The following is a 25250-nucleotide window of genomic DNA, read 5'->3' on the forward strand; positions in this document are numbered from 1 at the left end:
GAATTTCCTACCTCTTCGCCGGTCTAGACGCCGAGACTGTCGTACCAGGTCTTACGCGAGAAGTTGTGATGCGCCTCGATGAAACGTACCGTGCCGGTGTTGGAGCGCATGATCATTGAATGGGTGCTGGCGCCGGCGTGGTAGCGGCGGACTCCCTTCAGCATGGAGCCGTCGGTGACCCCCGTCGCGGCGAACATCACGTCGCCGGAAGCCAGATCGAGAAGGTCGTACTTGCGATCGAAATCCTCGATCCCGATCCGGGTGGCGCGACCGCGCTCGTCGTCGTTGCGGAAGATCAGGCGCCCCTGAAACTGGCCGCCGATGCAGCGCAACGCGGCCGCCGCCAGCACGCCCTCCGGCGCACCGCCCTGGCCGACATAGAGATCGACGCCGGACTCCTGCTGGCTGGTCGCGATCACACCGGAGACGTCGCCGTCGCCGATCAACATGATCCGCGCACCCGCTTCGCGCACCCGGGCGATCGTTTCCTGGTGGCGCGGCCGGTCGAGAATGCAGACGACGAGGTCCTCGATCTCGACGTCCTTGGCCGCGGCCAAGGCCTTGAGGTTCTCCTCCGGAGTGGCATCCAGATCGACCACGCCCTTGGGCAGACCGCCGCCCACGGCGATCTTGTCCATGTAGACGTCGGGCGCGTTCAGGAAGCAGCCCTCCGCCGCCATGGCAATCACGGCCAGGGCGTTGGGACCGCCCTTGGCCGTAATGGTCGTGCCCTCGAGCGGATCCAACGCGATATCGGTCTTGGGACCGCCCTTACCGACCTCTTCGCCGATGAAGAGCATCGGCGCCTCGTCCCGCTCGCCCTCGCCGATCACGACCCGGCCTTCCATCGCCAGACTGTTCAGCGCCTCGCGCATCGCGTTGACGGCGGCCTGGTCGGCGCTCTTTTCGTCGCCGCGGCCCATCCATCGCGAGGCGGCCAGGGCAGCCGCTTCGGTGACGCGCACAGCCTCCAGGGCAAGGTTGCGGTCCATAAAGCTCATGGGAACGGTGGCTCCTGTGATTGCGTGGCCGCCGCGAAACCGCAAGCGGGCCCTGCGGCGGCGGCCCAAGGTGAGATGACAATCGTCCGTTTACGGTCGTCTTTTTTACAGACGCTTGTTTACAGGGATTCGATGCGGATGACTTGCGGGGTCTCCAGCGTAGTGGCTTGTGCGGAAATTTGTTTCAGCGCGCGGCGCAGCTTGGCCTCGACCGTTTCGTGGGTGGCAATGACCACCGGGACAGCCTCGTTCGGGGCGCGGCCGCGCTGCAGAAGCGCCTCGACGGAAATCTCCTCGTCGCGGAGAACATCTGCGATGCTCGCGATCACGCCCGGCCGATCCACCACCATCAGGCGGAGGTAGTAGGCCCCGATATGGTCGGCCATCGGCAGCGTCGGCAGCTGCTTCAAGCGCTTCGCCGGAACACCGAAGACGGGCAGACGCAGGCCGCGGGCGAGGTCGACGATATCGGCGACCACGGAAGAGGCCGTCGGCCCCGCTCCGGCACCACGGCCCTCGGCGACGATGCGGTCCACGAAGTCGCCCTGCGCCGCGACGGCGTTGAACACGCCGTCCACCTGCGCGAGCGGCGTCCCAGTGGCGATCATGCAAGGGTGAACGCGCTGCACCACGCCGCCGTCGCGCCGTTCGGCGATGCCCAGCAGCTTGATCCGATAGCCCAACTCCTCGGCATACTGCATGTCGAGCGCGGAGATGCTCCGGATCCCCTCGACGTGCAACGCGTCGAAATCCACCTGACAGCCGAAGGCCAGGGCCGTCAAGATCGCGAGCTTGTGGGCCGCATCGACGCCGTCGACATCGAAAGCCGGATCCGCCTCGGCATAGCCGAGGTCCTGGGCCTCGGCGAGCACGTCGCCGAACTCGCGGCCGGTCTCGCGCATGGTCGAGAGGATGTAGTTGCAAGTGCCGTTCAGAATGCCGTGGACTCTGTCGATGCGGTTGGCCGCAAGGCCTTCGCGCAGCAGCTTGATGACCGGGATTCCGCCGGCGACCGCGGCCTCATAGGCCAGGGCAACCCCCTTGTCTTCGGCCAGTCGGGCAAGCGCCGTCCCGTGGTGCGCGACCAGGGCCTTGTTGGCGGTCACCACCGAAGCACCGCGCGTCAGCGCCGTCTCCACCACGGCTTTGGCCACCCCTTCCGAGCCGCCGATCAGCTCCACCACCAGATCGACCTCGGGGTCCGCCGCCATGGCCACCGGATCGTCGAACCAGCGAAGCCTCGAGACGTCGAAGCCCCGGTCCTTCTGCCGGTCCCGCGCGGAGACGGCAGCGACCTGGATCGGCAGGCCGCAGCGCTCCGCGATCGTATCGCCATTGGCCGAGAGCAACCGCACGACTCCGCCACCGACCGTCCCGAGGCCGGCGACCCCGATCTTCAAGGCATTCGTCATCGCCCGTCGCTATACCCCGTTGCTATCCCAGTGCTTGTCGCGAATTGCCCGAACCCTGGTCCCGGCGGAGGAAGGCTTTGATGTTGCGCACGGCCTGGCGCGTCCGATGGAGGTTTTCGACGACGGCCAGGCGCAAGTGACCATCCCCGTACTCGCCGAAACCAACGCCCGGCGCCACGGCTACCTTGGCTTCGCGCAGCAGCATCTTGGAGAATTCCAGAGAGCCCAGGTCCGCGTAAGCGGCCGGAAGCGGTGCCCAGGCGAACATCGTCGCCGGTGGGCGCGGCACCTCCCAACCTGCCGCCGCCAAGCCGTCGATCAGCACGTCGCGGCGTTCGCGGTAGCGCCGGCGCATCTCCTCGATGCAGTCCTGCGGACCGTTGAGTGCAGCCGTCGCTGCAACCTGGATCGGCGTGAAGGCGCCATAGTCGACGTAGGATTTCACACGGGCCAGGGCAGCGATCAGCTTGGGATTACCGCTGCAAAAGCCGATCCGCCAACCAGGCATGGAATAGGTTTTCGAAAGCGACGTGAACTCGACGGCGATCTCCTTGGCACCCGGCACCTGAAGGACCGACGGCGGCGGCGGACCCTCGAAATAGACTTCGGCGTAGGCCAGGTCCGAGATGATCCAGATACCCTCGCGCCGGCAGTAGGCGACCAGCTCTTCATAGAAAGCGAGTTCGGCGGTCTCGGCGGTGGGATTGCTCGGAAAGTTCACGATCACGGCGAGCGGCTTGGGCACCGAGTGACGCACCGCGCGCTCCAGCGCCGCCATGAAGTCCAGTTCGGGCCCCGCCGGGATCGAACGGATCGCGGCCCCGGCAATGATGAATCCGAAGGCATGGATCGGATAGCTGGGGTTCGGGGCCAGAATGATGTCGCCCGGGCTGGTGATCGCCTGGGCGAGGTTAGCCAGCCCCTCCTTCGAGCCGATGGTCACGATGGTCTCGCGATCCGGATCGAGGTCGACCCCGAATCGACGGTCGTAGTAGGCCGCCACGGCCTTGCGCAAGCCTGGAATCCCGCGTGACGTCGAGTAGCGGTGAGCGCGCGGGTCGGCCAAGGTCTCAGCGAGTTTGTCGATCACATGCTGCGGCGGCGGCAGGTCCGGATTGCCCATGCCGAAGTCGATGATGTCCTCGCCGGCGGCGCGGGCCGCGGCCTTCAGGGCGTTCACCTCCGCGAAGACATAGGGCGGCAGACGCTTTATGCGGTGGAATTCTTCCATTGGTCTCGATCTAGCAAAACCGGCCCCATCCGACTGACCCCGTCCGACCGGCCACGCTTCTGCGGGGAAAGGCGCCGCGACCGCTCCCCGGCCTAATACTCCAGATAAATCTCGACACGGCGGTTGCCGGCCTCGCCGGTCGGCATGAACTCGTAGAAGACGGGCTGTTGAGCTCCCATGGCCTCGATCGCCAGCGCCGAGTCCGGCACGCCTTGGCGGTTCAAGGCATTGGCCACCGCCGCGGCCCGCTGCTGGCTGATCTCGATGTTCGCCAAGGCGTGGCGCGCCGGATCCATCACGCTGGTGCGCATGGAGGCATGGCCGACGACCCTGAGCTGCCCGCCGGTGCTGCGCAGAATGTCGCGCACTTGGTTCAGAACCGTCCGGTCGCGACTATCCAGATTCGCCGAGCCATGGGCGAAGTAGATGACGCCGACCAGCTCGCGGCGTAGCGGCGCTTGCTGCTGCATCTGCGGAACGGCCGTCATCTGCGGCGCTTGACTGATGGAGTCGGGTTCCTGATCGAAGCCGGCTCGGCCGGGTGGCGCGGGCGGCAAGCCGTCGGCTGTCCCGGCCGGCGGCCGGGGCGCCGTGGAAGGCGCGGCCGAAGGTACGTTGGAGGGCGCTGGGGAAGTCGAGACTGCTTGCCGGCCCTGATCGGCCTCCATCAACCCGGCCTGCTCGCGATCTGCGGTCAAGCTCTGCTGCAGAGCCTGGCGCTGCGTCGTCGGGCTGGTGCCGCGCCGTTCGGGAATCGAGCCGAGACTCGGGGTCTCGGCCTCGGCACTTTCCGCCGGAACCTGGACACGGGTCGGCTGGGGTTCATCGCCGAAGAATTCGCCCCACACACCGCAGCCGCTCAACAGCAAAGGTGTCGCGACGACGACAAACGCGAGACGACAACCGCGCGACGCGCTTTTGGGCCCCGAAGCGTCACGAACCCGCTTGATGCCTCGCACAACCTGCACTGTTCAACTCCTCGAAACTGCCTTCGCCCGCATGGCTCCGTCGCCGTTCCTCTCCGGCGTCCTGGATCGCGCGACTCGGGACCGTGGCCTTGGTCCCGGACGCAAGGTTGCTTACCTTGCACCCGAACAGGCGGCAAGGTAACACAGACAGCTAGCGCGCAAAGGGCCTAACCGCCCCTGGATTGAGGTCGAAACCGCTTCAACCAAACCGTGGCCGGTGACGGTTCCCCGGTGACGCCCCCTAAGGTCGCAATTCACCGACAAGGATAAGACATGGCCGATGAAAAACAGGCTGCCGACGTGAAACTGCCCGATCCGGTGGAGCTGTCTCGAGCGATGGCGGGAATTGCCGAGCGCAGTCAGAAGCTGGTCAGCGACTTTCTGGAACGGCAGTCCAACGAATCAAACGGCCTGACCAACCAACCGCTGGATCCCCTGAACATCGGCGGCGCCTTCTTCGACATGACGGCGCGCCTGATGACCGATCCAGCCAAGCTGATGCAGGCTCAGCTCGGCTTCTGGCAAGACTACATGAAACTCTGGCAGAGCACGGCGCAGCGCATGCTGGGCCATGAGTCGGACCCGGTGATCGAGCCCGACCGCGCCGACCGGCGGTTCCGCGACCCCCTCTGGGAAGACAGTCAGCTCTTCGACTTCATCAAGCAGTCCTACCTGCTGAGCGCCCGCTGGATCCAGTCGACGGTCAAGGAAGTCGACGGCCTGGACGACAAGACCTCGAAGAAGGTGGACTTCTATACCCGCCAGTTCGTGGACGCCATGGCGCCCTCCAACTTCGTGATGACGAACCCGGAAGTCCTGCGCGCGACCATGGAGTCCGGCGGCGAGAACCTGGTCAAGGGTCTGGAGAACCTGCTCGAGGACCTGGAGCGCGGGAAGGGCAAGCTGGCGATCCGGATGACGGACATGGAGGCCTTCAAGATCGGCGAGAACATCGCCGTCACCGAAGGCAAGGTCGTCTACCAGAACGACCTGATGCAGTTGGTCCAGTACACCCCGAAGACCGAGCAGGTCTTCAAGCGTCCCCTGCTGATCATCCCGCCCTGGATCAACAAGTTCTACATTCTGGATCTGCGCGAGAAGAACTCCTTCGTGAAATGGGCGGTCGAGCAGGGACACACCGTCTTCATCGTCTCTTGGGTCAATCCGGACGAGGGCCTCGCCCGCAAGTCTTTCGAGGACTACATGCTGGAGGGACCCTTCGCCGCGCTGGACGCCATCGAGCAGGCGACCGGAGAGTCCGAGGTCGACGTGATCGGCTACTGCCTGGGAGGAACGCTGTTGGCCAGCGCACTGGCCTACCTCTCGGCGAAACCCAAGTCGAAGCCCGGCCCCGATCTCTCGCGCATCAAGAGCGCAACCTTCTTCACCACCATGACCGACTTCGAGGAAGCCGGCGAGTTGGGCGTCTTCATCGATGAGGAACAACTCGCGGCCCTCGAGCAGCAGATGAGCCAGAAGGGCTATCTCGAAGGCTCGTCGATGGCGACCAGCTTCAACATGCTGCGGGCGAACGACCTGATCTGGTCCTTCGTGGTCAACAACTACCTGCTGGGCAAGGACCCCTTCCCCTTCGACCTGCTGTACTGGAACAGCGATTCGACCCGCATGCCGGCCGCCATGCACTCCTTCTACCTGCGCCGCATGTACCAGGAAAACCGGCTGATCAAACCGGGTGGGATCGAATTGCTCGGCGTGCCCCTCGACCTGCGGAAGATCAAGACCCCGGTCTTCATGCTGTCGACGCGGGAGGATCACATTGCGCCCTGGGCCTCGACCTACGCGCTGACCCAGCAGGTGTCGGGTCCGGTCAAGTTCGTGCTGGCCGCCTCGGGCCATATCGCCGGCGTGGTCAATCCACCGGCCTCGAACAAGTACTCCTACTGGACCAACAGCCGCAATCCGAAGGACCCCAATGACTGGCTGGACAAGGCGACCGAGCACGCCGGGTCCTGGTGGCCGGAGTGGAACAAGTGGGTGGCCAAGCACGCCGGCGCCAAGGTGCCGGCGCGGGTGCCGGGCGACGGCAAGTTGAAGGTCATAGAGGATGCACCCGGATCCTACGTACAGGTCCGCGCGCTGGCCTGACCGGTCGCGGACGATGTTCACACGGGGCGCCACGCGGAACGCCATCCGGAAGGTTGCGACCGCCTCTGCGCCCGTGATCGTCCTGTTGATCGGCTTCGCGGTGCCGCTGCTCGCCGGTCCATCGCTCGCCGTCGCCGCAGAGCCGCCGAGAGCCGAGGACGTCACGGGCTTTCTGGCCGAAGCCGCGCCGCTCTGCGCCGTGCGGCCGGCCGCCGACTGCATCGACAGCGGCTGGCGCTTCGCCGATCGTAACGGCGACGATCGCCTGGGCCTGGAAGAGGTCAACGGCGTACGCGACGCCGTGCAGCGCTGGTTCCTGGGTGCCCGCGAGGATCTCCCGCGACAGACCAACGCCGGGATCGCGGTCGGCCTGCTGGCCCTGCAGCTCGTCGGCGTCTCCTCCTTCCACCGCAGCTACGACACCGACGGCGACGGCCAGGTCACCCGCAGCGAGGCGCTCGCCGACCTCACCCTCGACAGGCGTCCGCTGCCGCTGCTGCTGCAGGACCGCGCCGCCGTCGACTGGCCCCGCTTCCTGGAGCGTTTGGGAGTCGGCGCCGCCATGATCGACGATCTGCTGCCGGAGAGGCCGGCGCCGCAGTGACTGGACAGCGACTGGGCGGCGAGCCGGCAAAGGCGACCGGCGGACCCACGCCCCGAACCTCGGAGGACTCATGAGCGATGCCGTACGTGAACATTCAGATCACGAAGGGTGCCAATCGGGCTCAGAAAGCCGACCTGGTCCGCGACGTGACCGACTCCCTGGTGCGGGTGCTCGGGAAGAACCCCGAGCATATTCACGTCGTGATCCAGGAAATCGAGGAAGCCGACTGGGGCTACGCCGGCCAACTGACCGACGACTACCGGCGGCAAAGCGCCGAACGCAGGGACGACCCCTAGAGCCTGTTGTGATCGTATGGACTCGCTTTGCGGTTCCGCCGACCCTAGGAAACAGACTTTCACACTTTGAATCGAGACTGGATTTAACGGAATCGCCGGACCCAATACGTGGGTCCGACCGATCACTATCTGGTCTAGATCGGTGTCGAGCTTAGCCCCCCTCTCGGCTCCTGTGCTTGGCCTTGCGGCTGTAGGCCTTGGCCGACGGCTTGACCTTCAAGGCCTGTTTCCAGAGCTGCGCGGCGAGCGGATTGCGCGGCTTCTTTGGCTTTCGCAAAACTTTAGATTTCGCCGGCACGTCCTTGATTCCGCTCTTTTCTCTCGGCCAAGTAGGTAGCTCCGAGCCGCGCGTAGTGGTCCGCCTGGGGGCCGAAGCCGTCGATCTCTTCCTGGCTCAGGTCCCGCATCGGCTTGGCCGGACTGCCGGACCAGAGCTGACCCGAAGCGACCTGCTTCCTGGGCGTGACCAAGGCACCGGCGGCAACCATGCCCTGGCGCGCCACCACGGCCTGATCCATGACAGTGGCCCGCATGCCGACGAAGGCCCGGTCCTCGAGGGTGCAGGCGTGCAGCAGGGCGGAATGACCGACGGTCACCTGATCGCCGATCAGGGTCGCCATGCCGCCGCCCGACTCCCGGTAGTCGGAGCCGTCGCGCGGCCGGTTGACGTGGATCACCGTGCCATCCTGGATGTTGGTCCTGGCGCCGATCCGGATCGTGTTCACGTCGCCGCGCAGCACACAGCCGTACCAGATCGAACTGCCGGGCCCGATCTCCACATCGCCGATCACCACCGCCGTCTCCGCCACGAAGGCGTCGGGGTGAATGCGCGGAAAGGCTCCGCGGTAGGACAGGATCACAGGCGACATGGGAAGACTCCGGGCGGTTGCGAGGCCTGGCTTCTAGACCAGATACCGAGGGGCTGTCACGTCGGTCGGAGTCAGGTGGGGCGGCGCGACAAAGCCAGCCAGATGCCACCGCCGAGGAGCGCGCAGCCGCTGAAGATCTCCAGCAGGCGGACGCGCTTGCGGGTGAGCCAGCGTCCGGCCCGGCCCGCCAGCACCGCATAGCCGCCGTCCAGCAGGGTCGCCACCACCATGAAGGTGGCGCCGAGCAGGAGGGTCTGCAGCATCACCGAACCCTCGGGCCGGACGAACTGCGGGATGAAGGCGCCGAAGAACAGCAGGGCCTTGGGATTCGACCAGATCACCAGAACGCCTTGCCAGAAGAAGGAGCGCTGACGCAGCGGCGCCGTGCTCTCCGCGGCGTCCAGCGGCGCGCGGTTCAGCAGCAGCTTAAGGCCCAGGTAGATCAGATAGGCGGCGCCCAGCAGCTTGACCCAGGTGAAGATGGCGCCCATCGCCTCCACCACCACCTGCAGGCCGGCGGCCAGAATCACCACCATGACCGTCAGACCCACCTGGGTTCCCGCCACGTTGGCCAACCCGGCGCGGGCACCATGGCGCAAGGAGTTGGCGATGATCACCGTGACTGTCGGCCCAGGGACGATCACCACGGCGACGCAGGCCAACACGAAGGTCAGATAGGCGGTCGGATCAAGCACGGCGGCAGCCCCCAAAGCGGCGTTTGCAGCCAGCTTAGAGCGAGATCGTCTCCGGCGGAAGCACGCGCGATTCTTGCGGTGTAAATTCTCTGATAGAGCGAACGGAAGACTTACGTTTCGCCTTTTGCAAGTGGCCGTTATGGTAGGGCAAGTCTGTGCCCCCTTCCCCACATCAGCGCGAACGCAAGCGAAAGGAGCAGCTATGGCCTTGCCGGGCGACCTTGAGGCTTTTCATCCGCATCTGGAACGTCTTCGTATCGAACCGGTGGCTGTGGAGGGCACCCTGCGGCAGGCCGACGAACGGTTTACCGCCTGTGTGGAAGGCACCCGTCGGCAATTCGAAATGCACGACTACCGAACGATGTATCGCGTGCCGATGCTCTACGACACGATGCTCTACGGATGGCTTCGCTGCCAGACGCCGCGACTGCTGGCGCAGCACTTCAAACGCCTGCTCGCGACCGCGTCCGATGCCGGACAGGAAGTCGCCATGCTGGAGGTCGGTGCCGGATCCGGGGCTTTCGCCTCCGCCCTGCATCACGAACTCCCGGCCATCCGCATCCTCGGTCTCGACATCATCGAAGAAGCGAAACTCGCCGCCGCACGAGACAGGCCGGGGGCCTACGACGGCTACCTCGTGGCCGATCTCTGCAACATGTCCGAGGAAGCGGAGGCCCAGGTCGCGGCCTTCGCGCCGAACTGCGTCGGCGTCGCCTCGGCCACCGGCTGGGGCAATCACATCCCGGTCGCCGGTTTCGAGCAGGCCTTCGCCTACCTGCAGCCGAGGGGCTGGTTCATTTTCCACGTCAAACCGAACGATCCCGACCCAGAGTGCGTGGCCCTGGTCGAGTGGATCGAGGCGAAACTGCGCAACGGCGAGATCGTCGACAGCGAGTCGGACCGCATCTTCCACCGCTACGGAGTGACCGGCGAGGAAATCTACTACGAGTACGTAATCGGCCGGAAGGCAGCCTAGAACCCAGGGCGCCCAAAGACTTCGGGGCCGCCCAATTGGACGGCCCCGAAGCCAGTCGGTTGTCTTCGCCGGTGCCTAGCGCTTCGAGAACTGGAAGCTGCGGCGGGCCTTGGCTTTGCCGTACTTCTTGCGCTCGACTTCGCGGTCGTCGCGGGTCAGGAAGCCGCCCTGCTTCAGAACCGGACGCAGGTCGGGTTCGAAGTTGATCAAAGCGCGGCTGATGCCATGGCGCACCGCGCCCGCCTGCCCCGAAAGGCCGCCGCCGGTGACGGTACAGACCACGTCGAACTGGTCGACCCGGTTGGCAGCGCCGAAGGGCTGGTTGATGATCATGCGCAGCACCGGACGCGCGAAGTACACCTCCACCTCGCGCCGGTTGACGGTGATCTTGCCGCTGCCCGGCTTGACCCAGACGCGGGCCACGGCGTTCTTGCGCCGGCCCGTGGCGTAAGCGCGGCCCTGGGCGTCGAGCTTGGGCTCTGCCTGGACGGCATCCGCACTGGCGACGGCACCGGGTGCGACACCCGTGGCTTCGCCCAGCTGCGAGAGATCGGTGAGGGTCTGTTCCTCGGCCATGGAACCGTTAGCCTCGCTTGTTCTTCGGGTTCATCGCGGCGAAATCCATCGCCGTGGGCTGCTGCGCCTCGTGGGGATGCTCGCCACCGGCGTAGACGCGCAGGTTCTTCATCTGCGTACGTCCCAGCGGGCCGCGCGGCACCATGCGCTCGATCGCCTTGTAGATCACGCGCTCGGGGAAGCGTCCGGACAGGATCGCGTCCGCCGTGCGGTCCTTGATGCCGCCCGGATAGCCGGTGTGCCAGTAGTAGCGCTTCTGAAAGCGCTTCTTGCCGGTCATGCGCACCTTGGCGGCATTGACGATCACCACGTTGTCGCCGCAGTCCATATGCGGCGTGTAGGTGGCCTTGTGCTTGCCGCGCAGAATGTTCGCCACGCGACTCGCGAGCCGACCGAGCACAACGCCATCGGCATCGATGACGATCCACTGCTTGTCGATATCGGACGGCTTGGCTGAAAAGGTCTTCATCTTCGCCGGGTCCTGTTGGATCGGATGGGGTGACATGCGAAAAACGAGACGGCGCGCCTTGCGGACCTGAAAATCCGCCGCGCGCCGTGGCAACTGAGATACGCAGGAGCGTCGGTGAAGTCAATGGCAGAAAAGAGTTTGAAAATAGATGCTTACAATTTCGGTATTTTAATACCGTCGCTCGATGCGCCAGCCACCCTGGGATCGCGCCGAGATTTGCAGGTAGGGGCCGAAGGATGGATCTGACCCGCCGCCTCGCGGGCCGCGTCACCCTGGTGACGGGCGCGTCCGGGGGGATCGGCCAAGCCACGGTCGCCCGCCTGGCAGCCGAAGGCGCTCTTGTGGCGGCGAGCGACCTGACGGCGCCGGATCTGCCCGCGGCGGCGCTCACCCTGGCGCTGGACGTGACCCGGCCCGGCGCTTGGGAGGCGGCGATTGCCCAAGTCCAAGACCGACTCGGTCCGCTCGATATCCTGATTAACGGCGCCGGTCTAGCGATCGCCAAGGATATCGAGACGACGACGCCCGAGGAGCTGCGCCGCAGCCTGGCGATCAATCTGGAAGGTCCCTTCTTCGGCCTGCAGGCCGGCATCGCGGCCATGAAACGGCGTTCTGCGCCCCATGACGGCGTCATCGTCAGCCTGGCCTCGATCGCCGGACAGGTCGCGGCCGTGCCGCTGGCCGCCTACGGCGCCGCCAAGGCCGGACTGGTCGGTGCGACCAAGACCGCCGCGATCCACTGCGCCGAGGCCGGCTATCCGATCCGGGCGGTCGCGCTCTGCCCCGGCTTCGTGGAGACGGGCATGCTTTCGGGGATCGCCGGATCGCTCGGCGACACCGAGGCGATGCTCGGCAAGCTGGCGCGCCGCCAGCCGAACGGGCGGCTCGGCACGCCGGAGGAGGTCGCGGCGGCCATTGCCTTCCTGGTCAGCGACGACGCGCGCGCGATCACAGGCGAAGCCCTGATCGCCGACGGCGGCTTCGTCGCACGGTGAAAACCGCACGGAGAAGGTCGCACGATGACAATCAAACGATGAGAATCGACGGGAGCTCGATGTCATGACACCCGCTGTCACCGCAATCTCAGCCATCACCCTGGCAACCCACGACATGCCGCGCGCGGTCGGTTTTTACGAGAAGCTGGGTTTCGCCCCGACCTACGGCGGCGCGGACTCGGACTTCACCTCCTTTCAGGCCGGCAGCGGCTTTCTCAACCTCATTGTCGCCGACCCGAAACAGCCGCTGCCGTGGTGGGGCCGCGCCATCTTCCACGTCGAGAATGTGGATGCCTTCCATGCACGCGCCGTCGCGAAAGGCCTGTCGCCGCTCTTCGCACCGGAAGACGCGCCCTGGGGCGAACGCTACTTCCACATCGCCGATCCCGACGGCCACGAACTCAGCTTCGCCAAGCCCCTGTAAGCCCTTTCTTGGCGGCCCCCCGGTGCCGCGCTACAGTCCGACGGCCTGCGCTGAGGTGCAGGCCAAACAACGAGGGTGGTCGTCCTGTCGCCGGGAGCGCGATTGCGAACGGCCGCTCACTGGGATGGTTTTGGGGATCAGGGAGCGAGATTTCATGACAGGTAAGCTTTTGGTTGCCATGGCAGCGACGGCCTTGGCGTTGGGCGGGGCTGCGGCCGCCACCGCGCAAGACGCCTCGGTCAAGATCGGCATGCTCACCACCTTGTCCGGCGGCGGCAGCGCGCTGGGCATCGACGTGCGCGACGGCTTCCTGCTGGCGGTCGAACAGGAGGGCGGCACGCTGGGCGGCGTTCCGGTCGAGGTGATCGTCGAGGACGATGCGCGCAAGCCCGACATCGCCAAGGAGATCGCCGACCGCATGGTCGAGCGCGACGAGGTCGACATCATGACCGGCCTGATCTTCTCGAACCTCGCCATCGCCGTGGTGCCGAGCGTGCTGCGCGACGAGGTGATCTACATCAGCGCCAATGCCGGCCCCTCGCAGCTCGCCGGGCGCGGCTGCCACGAGAACTATTTCAACGTCGCTTGGCAGAACGACAACCTGCACGAGGCGATGGGCAAGTACGTCTTCGATCAAGGCTTCCGCAAACCCTTCATCCTGGCCCCCAACTACCCGGCGGGTCAGGACGCGCTGACCGGCTTCAAGCGCTTCTACACCGGCGAGCTGGCCGGCGAGCTCTACACCCAGCTCGGCCAGACGGACTATGCCGCCGAGCTGGCGCAGATCCGCGCCGCCGATCCGGATGCCGTCTTCTTCTTCCTGCCGGGCGGCATGGGAATCAGCTTCATCCGGCAGTACGACCAAGCCGGACTGAGCGGCCAGCTGCCCCTGTTCGGCCCTGCCTTCAGCTTCGATCAGGCGATTCTGGGCGCGGTCGGCGAGTCGGCGGTCGGCGTGATCAATTCGTCCCAGTGGAACAAGGACCTCGACAACGCGGCAAACGCGGAGTTCGTGGCGGCTTTCCAAGAGGCCTACGACCGCCTGCCCTCGCTCTACGCCAGCCAGGGCTACGATACCGCCCGTCTGATCGCCGCAGCGCTGGCCGAGACCGGCGGCACCGACGACCTGGAGGCCTTCAGGGCCTCGGTGAAAGCCGCCAATTTCGAGTCGGTGCGCGGAGAGTTCCGCTTCGGCAACAACAACCACCCGATCCAGAACATCTATGTCCGCGAGGTGGTGATGGAGGACGGAGCCTTGACCAACCGCACGGTCGGCCGTGCTTTCGCCGGCCATCAGGACGCCTACGCCACCGAGTGCGGTCTGGAGTAGCGCCTAAAGGGACGGCCGAAACAGATCGGGCGGAGCCACCCGGCTCCGCCCGAACGCCTCAGTCGGTCTTAGCTGTCAGGTCGTGAGACCCTTCTCGAAGGGCAGCTCGCGGACCCGACGGCCGGTGGCCCGGTAGACCGCATTGGCGACGGCCGGACCGATCGGCGGGGTGCCCGGCTCGCCCACACCGGTCGGCGAGGCCGGGCTGTCGACGATGACGACCTCGACCTCCGGCATCTGCGAAATGCGCAGCGGCCTGTAGCCGTCGTAGTTGCCCTGATCGACTTCGCCGGCGATCAGGGTCAGCTCTTCCTGCAGGATGGAACCCAGACCGAAGCCGATACCGCCCTCCATCTGCGCCCGGATGGTGTCGGGATTGATCGGCACGCCGCAGTCGACGGCGCAGACCACCTTGTGGACCCGCACCTGGCCGTCCTCCACCGAGACCTCCGCGACCTGGGCCACGTAACTGGCGAAACTCTCGTGCACGGACACGCCGTGGAAGTGGCCCTCGGGCAGATCCTCGCCCCAGCCGGCGCGCTCGGCGGCAAGGCGCAGCACCTCGGCATGGCGCGGATGGTCCTGCAGCAGATCGAGACGGAACTGCACCGGATCGGCGCCCACCGCCTCGGCGACCTCGTCCAGGAAGACCTCGGTGGCATAGGCGGTGTGGGTCGAGCCCACGGCACGCCACCAGAGCACCGGCACCTTGACGTCGGTGGTGGTCAGGCCGACCCGTAGATTGGGGATCGCATAGGGCAGCGTGGACGAGCCTTCGACGGAGGTATTGTCGATTCCGTTCTGGATCAGGCCCTCGAAGGGCGTGCCGGAGACGATCGACTGCCCGACGATATGGTTGTCCCAGGCGATCAGCCGCCCGTCGGCATCCAGGCCGGCGCGGAGGCGATGGACATAGGCGGGGCGGTAGCGACCGCCGCGCATGTCGTTCTCGCGCGTCCACTGCACCTTCACCGGCGCCCGCCAATCCAGCGCCTTTGCCACGGAGACGGCCTCGGCCACCACGTCGCCGTCGCCGACCGCGCGGCGTCCGAAGCTGCCGCCGGTCTTGAGCACGTGCATCTTGACCCGCTCCGGCGGAAGCTCGGCGATCTGCGAGGAGAGGTATTGGTAGAAGCCCGGAATCTGGTGACCGCCCCAGACCTCAAGCGTGCCCTCCTCGGTCATGTGCGCGACGGCATTCAGGGGCTCGAGCGCGGCATGGGCCAGGAAGGGAAACTCGTAGCGCGCCTCGATCACCCGGTCGGCCTCGGCCAAGGCGGCCTCGACGTCGCCGTCGTCGCGCGCCAGGGCCATCGGTTCCTGCCCCGCCAACTCGCGGTACTCAGACAGAATCTCCGCCGATCCCCGAGTCTCGGCTTCGCTCTCATCCCACTCCGCCTCGACGGCGTAGGTCGCGTTGATCGCCGACCAGGTATCCTCTGCCACCACCGCGATGCCGCGCGGCACGGCGACCACCTCGACCACGCCCGGCATGGCCTTGGCCGCCTCGCCGTCGAAGCTGACGAGCTTGGCGCCGAACTTCGGCGGATGGATCATCGTGGCGGTCAGCATGCCGGGCAGCTGCACGTCGAGGGTGAAGTCCTGGGTGCCGTTGGTCTTGCCGACCCGGTCGTAGCGCAGGACATCGGGGTTGCCGATCTGGCGCCATTCCTCCGGCGTCTTCAAGGCGACGTCGCTCGGCACCGCGACGGCCGCAGCGGCGGCGGCAAGCGCACCGTAGGTGGACTCGTTACCGCTCGCGGCGTGGCGCAGAACGCCGGCCTCGGCTTCGATCTCTTCGGCGGGCACGCCCCAGGCCTCGGCGGCCGCGGTCTTCAGCATCGCCTTCGCCGTGGCCCCGGCCTGGCGATAGCGGTCCCAGGAGGTCGCCATCGAGGTGGAACCGCCGGTGCCCTGTGCCGCCCCGCCCCAGGCCAGGTTGCCGTAGACGTCGAGACTGCCGCTGGCGCCGACCACTTGGACGTCGTTCCAGTCGCAGTCCAATTCCTCGACCACCAGAGTGGCGAGCCCGTGATAGGAGCCCTGGCCCATCTCGAACTGAGACGAGAGCACGGTCACGCGACCGTCCCCGGCGATCTCCACGTAACTCTGGAAGGGGTTGCCGGCCTCCGTCGCCGCGCCGCCGTCGGCTGCCAGCGGCAAAGCCTTGAAACCGACCGTCAGACCGGTTCCGGCGGCGGCGGCGCCAATCAGGAACCGACGGCGGGAAACAGCCGCGCTCATCAGCTTGTTGGGCAATCTCGTTGCATGGGGTGACATTGCGTGGGGCAACATGGCCTAGGCCTCCAGTCGACGGGATGCTTCGTGGATCGCGGCGCGGATGCGGTGATAGGTGGCGCAGCGGCAGAGATTGCCCTCGAGCGCGCCGTCGATGTCGGAATCGCTCGGGCTCGGCGTCTCCGACAGCAGGGAGACGGCAGCCATGATCTGACCCGACTGGCAGTAGCCGCACTGAGGCACGTCCAGGTCCGCCCAGACCTGCTGCACGGTCGCGGCCAAGTCGCCGGAGAGTCCCTCGATCGTGGTGATCGAGGCGCCTTCGATATCGCCGACGAAAGTCTGGCAAGACCGGACGGGGAAGCCGTCCAGATGAACAGTGCAGGCCCCGCATTGAGCGAGACCGCAGCCGAACTTCGTACCGGTCAATCCGGCCTTTTCTCTGAGGGCCCACAACAATGGCATGTTGGGATCGGCATCGAGACTCGTCTCTTCGCCGTTCAAGGTGAAGCTGACCATCGACTCTCTCCTGGCTATGACGTGCTTATGCGCATTCAACCATTCATGTGGCGCCGCAGCGAAGAATGACTAGATCTCTCAAAGTGCATGAATTATTCGATATGGCTCAGGAATGGATCGGGATCTTCTTATACATTTGCCGACCGTGCTCACGGTCGCGCGGCGTGGCGGCTTCGCGTCGGCTGCGGCGGAACTCGGCATCAGCCCCTCGGCGGTCAGCCACGCCGTCAAGACGGTGGAGCAGCGTATGGGCGTGCAGCTCTTCGCCCGCACCACCCGCAACGTCGCTCTGACCGAAGCGGGGCATCGGTTCGTCGAAGCCACCGCGCCGGCGCTCAAGTCGCTTTCCGACAGCTTCGACTTGCTGCGCGCGGACCAGGGCCGCGTCGCGGGGCTGCTGCGGCTCAACGTACCGCGAGTCGCCCAGCCGCTCTGCATCACGCCGGTGCTGCCGGAGATGGCGCGGCGCTACCCGGACCTCCGGGTCGAGATCTACAGCGACGACACCATGGCGAACATCGTCACCGACGGCTTCGACGCCGGCGTCCGGCTGGGCAACATGATCGCTCAGGATATGGTGGCGGTCCGCCTCACACCCCCCCTCCGGATCATCATCGTCGCCACGCCCAGCTACCTCGCGGCGCGCGGCACACCAGAGGATCTGGCGGATCTGCAGAGGCACAACTGCGTCACCTACCGCATGCCGAGTGGCGGCGTCTACCGTTGGAACCTTCAGGACAAAGGCGTCGAGCTGGCGCTCGAGACGCCCGGATCGGTCGTGATCAACGACTTCGTCTACGCGCGGGACCTCGCTTTGTCCGGCCTCGGCCTCGTCTACATCTTCGAGCCTCTGGTTGCCGAGGATCTGGCCGCGGGCCAGCTGGTCGAGGTGCTGCCGGACAAGGGTATCCAGGAAGACGGCCTTTTCCTCTACTTCCCCCAACGCGCCCAGCAGACGCCCAAACTGCGCGCCTTCATCGAAACGGCGCGCGCGCTGCTGCCCGGTATCTGAGGGTCGGTAGAGGATACTGCGGGCCTTGACCGCAGCGCCGGCTTCCCGGACCTTGACGGCGCCTTTACCGCAACCCGCCCATCTCCAGCCCTCTCTCCCGCCTTTCGTCCGGTCGATGTCGCTTCTCCTGATCCTCGAGCAACTGCTGAACGGCCTGCAGTTCGGCGTGATGCTGTTCCTGATCGCGGCCGGGCTGACGCTGGTGCTGGGCATCATGAATCTGGTCAACCTAGCGCACGGCTCGCTCTACATGGTGGGCGCCTTCGTCTGCGCCTGGGTCAGTCTGCAGAGCGGCTCCTTCCTGCTCGGTCTGGTCGCGGCGCTGCCGGCCACGGCCCTGGTCGGCATTCTGGTCGAGCTGCTGGTGCTGCGCCGCCTTTACGACCGCGACCATCTCGACCAGGTGCTGGCGACCTTCGGCCTCATTCTCTTCTTCAACGAGGGCGTGAAGATCGTCTTCGGCGCCCGCCCCCTGCGCCTGGACCTGCCCGGCTGGCTCTCGGGCGCAGTCGAGATTCTGCCCGGCGCGCCCTACCCCGCTTTCCGACTCGCGATCATCGCGGTCGGCCTGTTGGTCGGTCTGTTCCTCTACTGGCTGGTCACCAAGACGAAGCTCGGCATGCTGATCCGCGCAGGCGCCTCGAACCGCGAGATGGTGCAGGCCCTCGGCGTCGATATCGCCAAGCTCTACACGCTGGTCTTCGGCCTGGGCGCCGTGCTGGCCGCGTTGGGCGGCGTCATGGCCGGCCCGATCTACGCGGTCGAGGTCGGCATGGGCGAGCCGATGCTGATCATGGTCTTCGTGGTGATCGTGATCGGCGGCATCGGCTCGATCCGCGGCGCCTTCGTCGGCGCCCTGCTGGTCGGCCTGACCTTCATGCTCTGCCGGGCCTTCCTGCCGGGCTTGTTCGGACTGTTCCTCGACCCCGTCGGCGCCGCGGCCGTGGGCGGCGCACTGGCCTCCATGGCGATCTATATCCTCATGGCCGCCGTTTTGATCGCCCGGCCACGCGGCCTCTTCCCGGCGCACGGCTGATGCAACGCTCCGACCTCATCGCCCTGATCGGCCTTCTGGCCTTCGCGCTCTTTCCGGCCATCGCCTGGGCCGGCGACTCGCTCTGGGCGGTCGATCTGGGCAGCCGCATGCTGATCTACGGTCTGGCGGCGCTCGCGCTCAACCTGATCCTGGGCTACGGCGGTCTCGTCAGCTTCGGCCATGCCGCTTTCGTGGGTGCCGGCGCCTACATCGTCGCCATCCTCTCCTTCCACAGTTTCATGGGCGGCAGCTTCCTCGGCCTGCCGGGCACCGGCTCCGGCTTCCTCGCCTTTCCGCTGGCGATGCTGGTCGCGGGGGGCCTGGCCCTGGCGATCGGCGCCCTCAGCCTCAAGACCAGTGGCCTCTACTTCATCATGATCACCCTCGCCTTCGCGCAGATGATCTACTACCTCTTCATCTCCCTGCCGGATTACGGCGGCGAGGATGGACTGAGCCTCTGGGAGCGCAGCGATTTCGGCCCGCTCGACATCGGCAACGACATCCTCTTCTTCTATCTCTGCCTGCTGCTGGTGCTGGGCTTCACCCTGCTGAAGCGCCGTCTGATCGGGTCTCGCTTCGGCTGGACCCTGATGGGCTTGCGCGACAATCCGCGACGGATGGCGGCCCTCGGCACGCCGGGGTTCCGGTACCAGCTTGCCGCCTTCGCGCTGTCCGGGGCCGTCGCCGGGCTGGCCGGCGCGTTGCTGGCGAACCAGACGGAGTTCGTCAGCCCCTCCTTCCTCTCCTGGCACCTGTCCGGCGAGCTGCTGGTGATCGTCATCCTGGGCGGCATCGGCACGCTTTACGGTCCGATCGCCGGTGCGGTCGCCTTTCTGCTGCTGGAGTTCCTGCTGAAGGAGGTGACCGAGCACTGGCAGCTCTTCCTCGGGCCGATCCTGATCCTGGTGGTGCTCTACGCGCGCCGCGGCCTCTGGGGTCTGGTGGAGGGACGAAATGGAAGGTGAAGGTCATGACTGAGCCGCTGCTCCGCACCAACGGTCTGCGCAAGGCCTTCGGTGCCGTTCAGGCCTGCGACGGCATCGAACTGGAGGTTCAGCGGGGCGAACTGCGGGCCATCATCGGCCCGAACGGCGCCGGCAAGACCAGCCTGATCTCCCTACTGGCCGGCGAACTGAAGCCCGACGCCGGCGTCATCGTCTTCGACGGTGCGGAGGTCACCGCCCTGCCCGCCTCCGCCCGCGCCCAGGCCGGGCTCGCAAGATCCTACCAGATCACCAGTCTCTTCCCGCGCTTCACGGCGCTGCAGAACGTGCTGCTGGCCGTTCAGGCGGGCGCCGGGCATGCCTTCCGCTTCTGGCGTCCGGCAACGCAGGAGCGGGCCTTGGTCGAACCGGCGGAGGCGGCGCTTGCCCGGGTCGGGCTCGGCGCGCGGGGCGACGTGCCGGCCGGCGCCCTCGCCCATGGGGAGCAGCGCCAGCTCGAGATCGCACTCGCGCTGGCCACCGGTCCGAAACTGCTGCTGCTCGACGAACCGACGGCAGGCATGAGCCGGGAGGAGACCCAGGCGATGGTCGCTCTGCTCGAGGGTCTCAAGCGGGACATCACCATCGTCTTGATCGAGCACGATATGGACGCGGTCTTCGCTCTGGCCGACAGCATCACCGTCCTAGTCTACGGCCGTCCCATCGCGACCGCGGCCCCGGAGGCGATCCGCAACGACGCGGCCGTCCGCGCGGCCTACCTCGGCGAACAGGAAAGCGTCTGATGCTCGAGGTCACCGGCCTGACGGCCTCCTACGGCTCCAGCCGCGTGCTTTTCGGCCTCGATTTCGCGGTCGGCGCGGGCGAAGTCGCGACGCTGCTGGGGCGCAACGGCATGGGCAAGACCACGAGCGTGCGCTGCCTGATGGGTCTGCTTCGCCCGACCGGCGGTTCGATCCGCTTCGAGGGCGCCGAACTGGTCGGCAGTCCGCCGCACCGCGCCGCCCGTGCCGGTCTCGGCCTGGTGCCAGAGGGCCGGCAGATCTTCCCCAACCTGACCGTCGAGGAAAATCTGATCGCCACCGCGCGCGCCGGGCATTGGAGCCTGGACCGGGTGCGGCAGCTCTTTCCGGTGCTGGCGGAGCGCCGCGCCGCGCTGGGAACTCAGCTTTCCGGCGGCGAGCAACAGATGCTGGCCATCGGCCGCGCCCTCATGACCAACCCGAAGCTTCTGATTCTCGACGAGGCGACCGAGGGCCTGGCACCGCTGATCCGCGCCGAGATCTGGCGGGTTCTGGGCGAATTGAAGGCCAGCGGGCAAGCGATCCTGGTGATCGACAAGAACCTCGACGCGCTCCTGCCGCTGGCCGACCGTCACACGCTGATCGAAAAAGGCCAGGTCGCCTGGAGCGGCAGCTCCGCCGAGCTGGCCGCCGACGCCGCCCTGCAGGACCGCTATCTCGGCGTCTAGCGGCCGGGAGGCGCTGAGGACACCCTTCGACGGGCGCGCCGTAACCGGCGGCGAGGATCAGGATCAGTCCGCGACGCCGATGCGCGGCGGGCCGCCTTCGGCCGAGCGGCTGGGCCCGAAGGCCTTGTCGAGGGTGCGGGTCGAATCTTCCGCCAGACGCCGTGCCTCGGCCAGCAGGCCGAGGATCTTGACGTTGTTGTCCAGGACGTGGCGTGCCTCGGGCCGCTGATCGTCCGCGATCTTGCCGGCGCGATAGATGATATCCTTGGTGATCGTGCCGAGGACGTCTTCCAGCTTGTGGCCGTTTTCGTTCAGGTCGGAACTCAGGAAGTGAGTCATGTCTTGCGCCGCTTTCGAAGCTGCCGGTCATAGATCGACGTGACAATAAGCATCGAAGCCTTGCCGAAAGATGAAGTTCGCGCGTCTTCCCTTCCACGCGCGGGTTGAGGCACTCTGCAGCTAAAGACAAGAACCTGGAGGAGCCGCCGGCCCGATGCCCCGCCCCAGTCACGAGACGAGTCAAGATCCGCGCAACAAGATCGGTGAGTTCGACTACGTCGTGGTGGGGGCCGGTTCGGCCGGCTGCGTCCTGGCGAACCGCCTGTCGGCGGACCCGGACATCAAGGTGCTGCTGCTGGAAGCCGGCGGCAAGGACGACTGGATCTGGTTCAAGATCCCGATCGGTTACCTCTACTGCATGGGCAACCCGCGCGCCGACTGGGGCTTCAAGACCGAGCCGGAGCCGGGTCTGAACGGCCGCGCGCTCGGCTATCCACGCGGCAAGGTGCTGGGCGGCTGCTCTTCGATCAACGGCATGCTCTACCTGCGCGGTCAGTCCGCCGACTACGACGGCTGGCGCCAGATGGGCAATACAGGCTGGGGTTGGGACGACGTGCTGCCCTACTTCCTGCGCTCGGAGGACCACTTCGGCGGCGAGAGCCCGCACCACAAGGCCGGCGGCGAATGGCGGGTCGAGCGGCAGCGCCTCTCCTGGGAGATCCTGGAGGCCTTCGCCCAGGCCGCCGAGTTGACGGGCATCCCGCGCAGCGACGACTTCAATCGCGGCGACAACGAAGGCGTCGGACTGTTCCAGGTCAACCAGCGGCGGGGCCTGCGCTGGTCCACCTCGACCGGCTTCCTGAAGCCCGTCCTGAACAGGCCGAACCTCACCGTTCTAACCCATGCTCAGGCCGAGCGGCTTGTCTTCGAGGGCACCCGCGTCACCGGCGTCGTGTTCCGGCACGAGGGGGGTGCGGCTTGGGCCGAGGCCGCCGGCGAAGTGATTCTGACAAGCGGCGCCGTCGGCAGCCCGCAGTTGCTCGAGCTGTCCGGCATCGGCCGGCCCGAGCTGCTGCGGGAGCAAGGCATCGCGCTGCGGCACGCGCTGCCCGGCGTCGGCGAGAACCTGCAGGACCATCTGCAGATCCGCACGGTCTTCAGGGTCGCCGGCACCAGGACCATGAACCAGGTGGCCAACTCTCTGTTCGGCAAGGCGGCCATGGGACTGGAGTATTTGATCCGGCGCAGCGGACCCCTGACCATGGCGCCCAGCCAGCTCGGCGCCTTCGTACGCTCCGACACCAGCCAGGCGACGCCGAACCTGGAGTACCACGTGCAGCCCTTGAGCCTGGACCGCTTCGGCGAGCCGCTGCACCGCTTTCCCGCCTTCACCGCCAGCGTCTGCAACCTGCGCCCGGAAAGCCGCGGCTCGATCCACATCAGGAGCGCAGACTTCCGCGAACCGCCAGCGATCCGGCCGAACTACCTGGCGACCGCCGCCGACCGGCGCGTCGCGGCGGAGTCGATCCGGCTGACCCGGCGGATCTGCGCCCAGCCACCCCTGCGGGCCTTCGCGGCGGAGGAAATCAAGCCGGGGCCGCAGATCGTCAGCGACGCGGATCTGGCCCGGGCGGCCGGCGACATCGCAACGACCATCTTCCACCCCGTCGGCACCTGCAAGATGGGCGACGATTCCCTGGCGGTGGTCGACGACAGGCTGAGTCTTCACGGCCTGCAGGGCTTGCGCGTCGTCGATGCCTCCGTCATGCCGACCATCGTCTCTGGCAACACCAACTCGCCGACCATTATGATCGCGGAGAAGGCCAGCGATATGATCCGGGAAGACCGGCGCGGCGCGGCGCGAAGGGCCGCGTGAGTCATCCGGCGGACGACCGAGATCCGGGTTCCGGCCGTCTCTCGCCCCTCGCCCTCTCGGCCCGTTTCGCCTTCTTCTACGGCGGGCTGTTCCTGACCATCGGGATCTACCTACCCTACATCCCGCTCTGGCTGGAGGCGCGCGGCTTTTCCGACGAAGCCATCGGTCTGGTGCTGGCCATCCCGGCCTGGCTACGCATCGTCACGACGCCGGCCATCGCCCTGCTCGCCGACCGCAGCGGCCGCCGGCGGCTGACCATCCTGGTGCTGGCCCTGGCGACCCCGCTTTGCCTGATCTCCCTGGAGTTCGCAGTCGGCTTGGCCTTGATCGTCGTGCTGCACAGCCTCGCCGGCCTGCTGCATCAGCCGCAGATGCCCTTGATCGAGGGACTGGCGGTGCGCGCGGCGGAGCGGCACGGCTTCGCCTACAGCCGGGCGCGGCTCTGGGGCTCCCTGGCCTTCGTCGTCGCCAACCTGGGCGGCGGTCTCGCGATCGGCCGCTTCGGGCCGGACTGGGTCCTGCACCTCGCCACCCTCGGCGCCCTGCTGACGGCGGCGGCGGCCTGGCTGCTGCCGCCGGAGATCGAACCCGCGTTGGTCCGCTCGAGCGGTTTGGCCGGCGGCCGGCCCCTGGCGCTGCTGCGCCGTGCCGACTTCCTGCTGCTGCTGCTGGCCGGTCTGCTGATCCAGGGCAGCCATGCCGTCTACTACGCCTACTCCGCGCTGGACTGGTCGCGCGCCGGTCTCGACGGCACCCTGATCGGCGCGCTCTGGGCGCTCGGCGTACTGGCCGAAGTGGTGCTCTTCTGGTTCGGAAAGTCGCTGATCGGGCGCTTCGGACCGCTTGCTCTGCTGGCGGTCGGCGGGTTGGCGGGCGTGGTCCGTTGGCCCCTGACGGCCCTGACGGCCGATCCGCTGCTGCTGGCCCCGCTGCAGCTCCTCCACGCCCTCAGCTTCGGAGCGGCGCATCTGGGCGCCCTGACCTGGCTGGGCCGCAACGTCCCCGACGCCCAGGCCGGCACGGCCCAGGCCCTCTACGCCACCGCCGTCGGATCGCTCGGCGTCGGCAGCCTGATGTTCGCCGCCGGCTGGCTCTACGGAAGCTTCGGCGCCGGAGCCTACTTCGCCATGGCCCTGACATCTCTGCTTGGTACAGTGGTCGCGCTGCTGGTGATGCAGCAGACGATCAAACGAGCCAGGGCCGCGGAGACACCATGAGCGAGACCATGAGCGACAGCGACGCCGAGACCTTTCCCAACCTCCGCCTGGTCGCGCATCCGCTGGTGCAGCACAAGCTGACGATCCTGCGGGACAAGACCACGCCGCCCATCGCCTTCCGACAGTTGCTGCGCGAACTCGGCCTGCTGCTGGGTTACGAGATCACCCGCGACCTGCCGCTGGAACGGCGCCCCATCGAAACGCCGATGGCGGAGATGAACGCGCCGCACCTGGCCGGCGAGATCACCATCGTCTCGATCCTGCGCGCCGGCCTGGGCCTGGCCGAGGGCATCCGCGAGCTGATGCCCATGGCGCGCGAGGGCCACATCGGAGTCTTCCGCGATCCCGAAAGCAAGAAACCGCAAGAGTACTACGTCAAGCTGCCGGAGGACCCGGGCCGGACCCTGCTGATCGACCCCATGCTGGCGACGGGCGGCTCCGCCGCCCATGCCATCGACGTGCTGATCGCGCGGGGCGTTCCGGCTACCGACATCCGCTTCCTCTGCCTCGTCGCCGCGCCGGAGGGCGTCTCCCGCCTCGCCGCATCGCACCCCGAGGTAACGGTCGTGGCCGGCGCCCTCGACAGCCATCTGGACAGCCACGCCTACATCGTCCCCGGCCTCGGCGACGCCGGCGACCGCCTGTTCGGCACGCTGTAGGGCCAACCCGCGGGCGGCGCCGCACCGCCCGTCGGACTGGGCCAGCCCTG

At 66.9% G+C, this 25250-nt stretch carries 26 protein-coding genes; 15 read left to right on the forward strand and 11 right to left on the reverse strand.

What is annotated here, in order from left to right; all coding sequences use genetic code 11:
- Window positions 1-23 precede the first annotated feature (23 nt).
- The 4 genes from glpX to DBZ32_RS20775 all read right to left on the reverse strand — a co-directional run bounded on the left by glpX (window position 24) and on the right by DBZ32_RS20775 (window position 4612).
- A complete protein-coding gene (glpX, locus tag DBZ32_RS20760) occupies window positions 24-992 on the reverse strand; it encodes a class II fructose-bisphosphatase (RefSeq protein ID WP_119169258.1) in 969 nt (322 codons plus the stop codon).
- A 128-nt stretch (window positions 993-1120) separates the two neighbouring features.
- Window positions 1121-2413, reverse strand: a complete 1293-nt coding sequence (locus DBZ32_RS20765) for a homoserine dehydrogenase (RefSeq protein WP_119169175.1) — start codon at window positions 2411-2413, stop codon at window positions 1121-1123.
- 22 nt (window positions 2414-2435) lie between these two features.
- Window positions 2436-3644, reverse strand: coding sequence for an LL-diaminopimelate aminotransferase (locus DBZ32_RS20770; RefSeq protein ID WP_119169176.1), 1209 nt, complete (start codon window positions 3642-3644; stop codon window positions 2436-2438).
- A 92-nt stretch (window positions 3645-3736) separates the two neighbouring features.
- A complete protein-coding gene (locus DBZ32_RS20775) occupies window positions 3737-4612 on the reverse strand; it encodes an OmpA family protein (RefSeq protein WP_119169177.1) in 876 nt (291 codons plus the stop codon).
- Window positions 4613-4885: 273 nt separating this feature from the next.
- On the opposite strand from DBZ32_RS20775, the gene DBZ32_RS20780 reads away from it, so the two are divergent.
- The 3 genes from DBZ32_RS20780 (at window position 4886) to DBZ32_RS20790 (ending at window position 7618) form a co-directional block, all read left to right on the forward strand.
- Complete coding sequence (locus tag DBZ32_RS20780) at window positions 4886-6718, forward strand: PHA/PHB synthase family protein (protein WP_119169178.1); 1833 nt, start codon at window positions 4886-4888, stop codon at window positions 6716-6718.
- A gap of 13 nt (window positions 6719-6731) precedes the next feature.
- Window positions 6732-7322 carry a hypothetical protein gene (locus DBZ32_RS20785; RefSeq protein ID WP_119169179.1) on the forward strand — a complete coding sequence of 197 codons (591 nt, stop codon included), beginning with the start codon at window positions 6732-6734 and terminating at the stop codon, window positions 7320-7322.
- 77 nt (window positions 7323-7399) lie between these two features.
- A complete protein-coding gene (locus DBZ32_RS20790; RefSeq protein WP_119169180.1) occupies window positions 7400-7618 on the forward strand; it encodes a tautomerase family protein in 219 nt (72 codons plus the stop codon).
- Between the two features lie 281 nt (window positions 7619-7899).
- On the opposite strand, the gene DBZ32_RS20795 is transcribed toward DBZ32_RS20790, so the two are convergent.
- Complete coding sequence (locus DBZ32_RS20795; RefSeq protein WP_119169181.1) at window positions 7900-8487, reverse strand: gamma carbonic anhydrase family protein; 588 nt, start codon at window positions 8485-8487, stop codon at window positions 7900-7902.
- Between the two features lie 71 nt (window positions 8488-8558).
- Window positions 8559-9182 (reverse strand): LysE family translocator, encoded by a 624-nt coding sequence (locus DBZ32_RS20800; RefSeq protein ID WP_119169259.1) that lies wholly within the window; start codon window positions 9180-9182, stop codon window positions 8559-8561.
- A gap of 202 nt (window positions 9183-9384) precedes the next feature.
- On the opposite strand from DBZ32_RS20800, the gene DBZ32_RS20805 reads away from it, so the two are divergent.
- Complete coding sequence (locus tag DBZ32_RS20805) at window positions 9385-10158, forward strand: class I SAM-dependent methyltransferase (protein ID WP_119169182.1); 774 nt, start codon at window positions 9385-9387, stop codon at window positions 10156-10158.
- Between the two features lie 75 nt (window positions 10159-10233).
- Here the strand turns inward: DBZ32_RS20805 and rpsI are convergent, their stop codons facing one another.
- Window positions 10234-10734, reverse strand: a complete 501-nt coding sequence (rpsI, locus tag DBZ32_RS20810; RefSeq protein ID WP_119169183.1) for a 30S ribosomal protein S9 — start codon at window positions 10732-10734, stop codon at window positions 10234-10236.
- Window positions 10735-10741: 7 nt separating this feature from the next.
- The gene (rplM, locus tag DBZ32_RS20815; RefSeq protein WP_119169260.1) at window positions 10742-11203 is read right to left on the reverse strand and encodes a 50S ribosomal protein L13; all 462 of its coding nucleotides are present in this window, start codon (window positions 11201-11203) and stop codon (window positions 10742-10744) included.
- A 236-nt stretch (window positions 11204-11439) separates the two neighbouring features.
- On the opposite strand from rplM, the gene DBZ32_RS20820 reads away from it, so the two are divergent.
- The 3 genes from DBZ32_RS20820 (at window position 11440) to DBZ32_RS20830 (ending at window position 13952) form a co-directional block, all read left to right on the forward strand.
- Entirely contained in the window at window positions 11440-12198 is a 759-nt protein-coding gene (locus tag DBZ32_RS20820; protein ID WP_119169184.1) for an SDR family NAD(P)-dependent oxidoreductase, read from the forward strand.
- Between the two features lie 64 nt (window positions 12199-12262).
- Window positions 12263-12622, forward strand: a complete 360-nt coding sequence (locus DBZ32_RS20825) for a VOC family protein (protein WP_119169185.1) — start codon at window positions 12263-12265, stop codon at window positions 12620-12622.
- 154 nt (window positions 12623-12776) lie between these two features.
- Window positions 12777-13952 carry an ABC transporter substrate-binding protein gene (locus DBZ32_RS20830; protein WP_119169186.1) on the forward strand — a complete coding sequence of 392 codons (1176 nt, stop codon included), beginning with the start codon at window positions 12777-12779 and terminating at the stop codon, window positions 13950-13952.
- Window positions 13953-14027: 75 nt separating this feature from the next.
- Here DBZ32_RS20830 and DBZ32_RS20835 read toward each other — a convergent pair whose 3' ends face one another.
- Window positions 14028-16247, reverse strand: a complete 2220-nt coding sequence (locus DBZ32_RS20835; RefSeq protein WP_208539354.1) for a xanthine dehydrogenase family protein molybdopterin-binding subunit — start codon at window positions 16245-16247, stop codon at window positions 14028-14030.
- Between the two features lie 3 nt (window positions 16248-16250).
- Window positions 16251-16709, reverse strand: a complete 459-nt coding sequence (locus tag DBZ32_RS20840; RefSeq protein WP_119169188.1) for a (2Fe-2S)-binding protein — start codon at window positions 16707-16709, stop codon at window positions 16251-16253.
- A 145-nt stretch (window positions 16710-16854) separates the two neighbouring features.
- Between DBZ32_RS20840 and DBZ32_RS20845 the strand changes: the two genes are divergently transcribed.
- The 5 genes from DBZ32_RS20845 (at window position 16855) to DBZ32_RS20865 (ending at window position 21169) form a co-directional block, all read left to right on the forward strand.
- Window positions 16855-17721, forward strand: coding sequence for a LysR family transcriptional regulator (locus DBZ32_RS20845; RefSeq protein ID WP_235830298.1), 867 nt, complete (start codon window positions 16855-16857; stop codon window positions 17719-17721).
- 115 nt (window positions 17722-17836) lie between these two features.
- Complete coding sequence (locus DBZ32_RS20850) at window positions 17837-18757, forward strand: branched-chain amino acid ABC transporter permease (RefSeq protein ID WP_119169261.1); 921 nt, start codon at window positions 17837-17839, stop codon at window positions 18755-18757.
- Window positions 18757-19722: a branched-chain amino acid ABC transporter permease gene (locus DBZ32_RS20855; protein WP_119169190.1), complete on the forward strand. Its 966-nt coding sequence runs from the start codon at window positions 18757-18759 to the stop codon at window positions 19720-19722. The genes DBZ32_RS20850 and DBZ32_RS20855 overlap by 1 nt, the downstream gene beginning before the upstream one ends.
- 5 nt (window positions 19723-19727) lie before the next feature.
- Window positions 19728-20483, forward strand: coding sequence for an ABC transporter ATP-binding protein (locus tag DBZ32_RS20860; protein WP_119169262.1), 756 nt, complete (start codon window positions 19728-19730; stop codon window positions 20481-20483).
- The gene (locus DBZ32_RS20865) at window positions 20483-21169 is read left to right on the forward strand and encodes an ABC transporter ATP-binding protein (RefSeq protein WP_119169191.1); all 687 of its coding nucleotides are present in this window, start codon (window positions 20483-20485) and stop codon (window positions 21167-21169) included. The genes DBZ32_RS20860 and DBZ32_RS20865 overlap by 1 nt, the downstream gene beginning before the upstream one ends.
- Before the next feature lie 63 nt (window positions 21170-21232).
- Here DBZ32_RS20865 and DBZ32_RS20870 read toward each other — a convergent pair whose 3' ends face one another.
- Entirely contained in the window at window positions 21233-21508 is a 276-nt protein-coding gene (locus DBZ32_RS20870) for a histidine kinase (protein ID WP_119169192.1), read from the reverse strand.
- A 154-nt stretch (window positions 21509-21662) separates the two neighbouring features.
- Here DBZ32_RS20870 and DBZ32_RS20875 point away from each other — a divergent pair, with 154 nt between their 5' ends.
- From DBZ32_RS20875 to upp, 3 genes are read left to right on the forward strand one after another with little or no spacing between them, the layout of a single operon-like run.
- The gene (locus tag DBZ32_RS20875) at window positions 21663-23324 is read left to right on the forward strand and encodes a GMC family oxidoreductase (RefSeq protein WP_119169193.1); all 1662 of its coding nucleotides are present in this window, start codon (window positions 21663-21665) and stop codon (window positions 23322-23324) included.
- Window positions 23321-24541, forward strand: coding sequence for an MFS transporter (locus tag DBZ32_RS22225; protein WP_162906892.1), 1221 nt, complete (start codon window positions 23321-23323; stop codon window positions 24539-24541). The genes DBZ32_RS20875 and DBZ32_RS22225 overlap by 4 nt, the downstream gene beginning before the upstream one ends.
- The gene (gene upp, locus DBZ32_RS20885; protein ID WP_235830294.1) at window positions 24538-25200 is read left to right on the forward strand and encodes a uracil phosphoribosyltransferase; all 663 of its coding nucleotides are present in this window, start codon (window positions 24538-24540) and stop codon (window positions 25198-25200) included. The genes DBZ32_RS22225 and upp overlap by 4 nt, the downstream gene beginning before the upstream one ends.
- The last annotated feature ends 50 nt before the right edge of the window (window positions 25201-25250 follow it).

Origin of the sequence: Algihabitans albus, from assembly GCF_003572205.1 — a bacterium.
In the GTDB taxonomy this organism is placed as follows: Bacteria; Pseudomonadota; Alphaproteobacteria; order Kiloniellales; family DSM-21159; genus Algihabitans; species Algihabitans albus.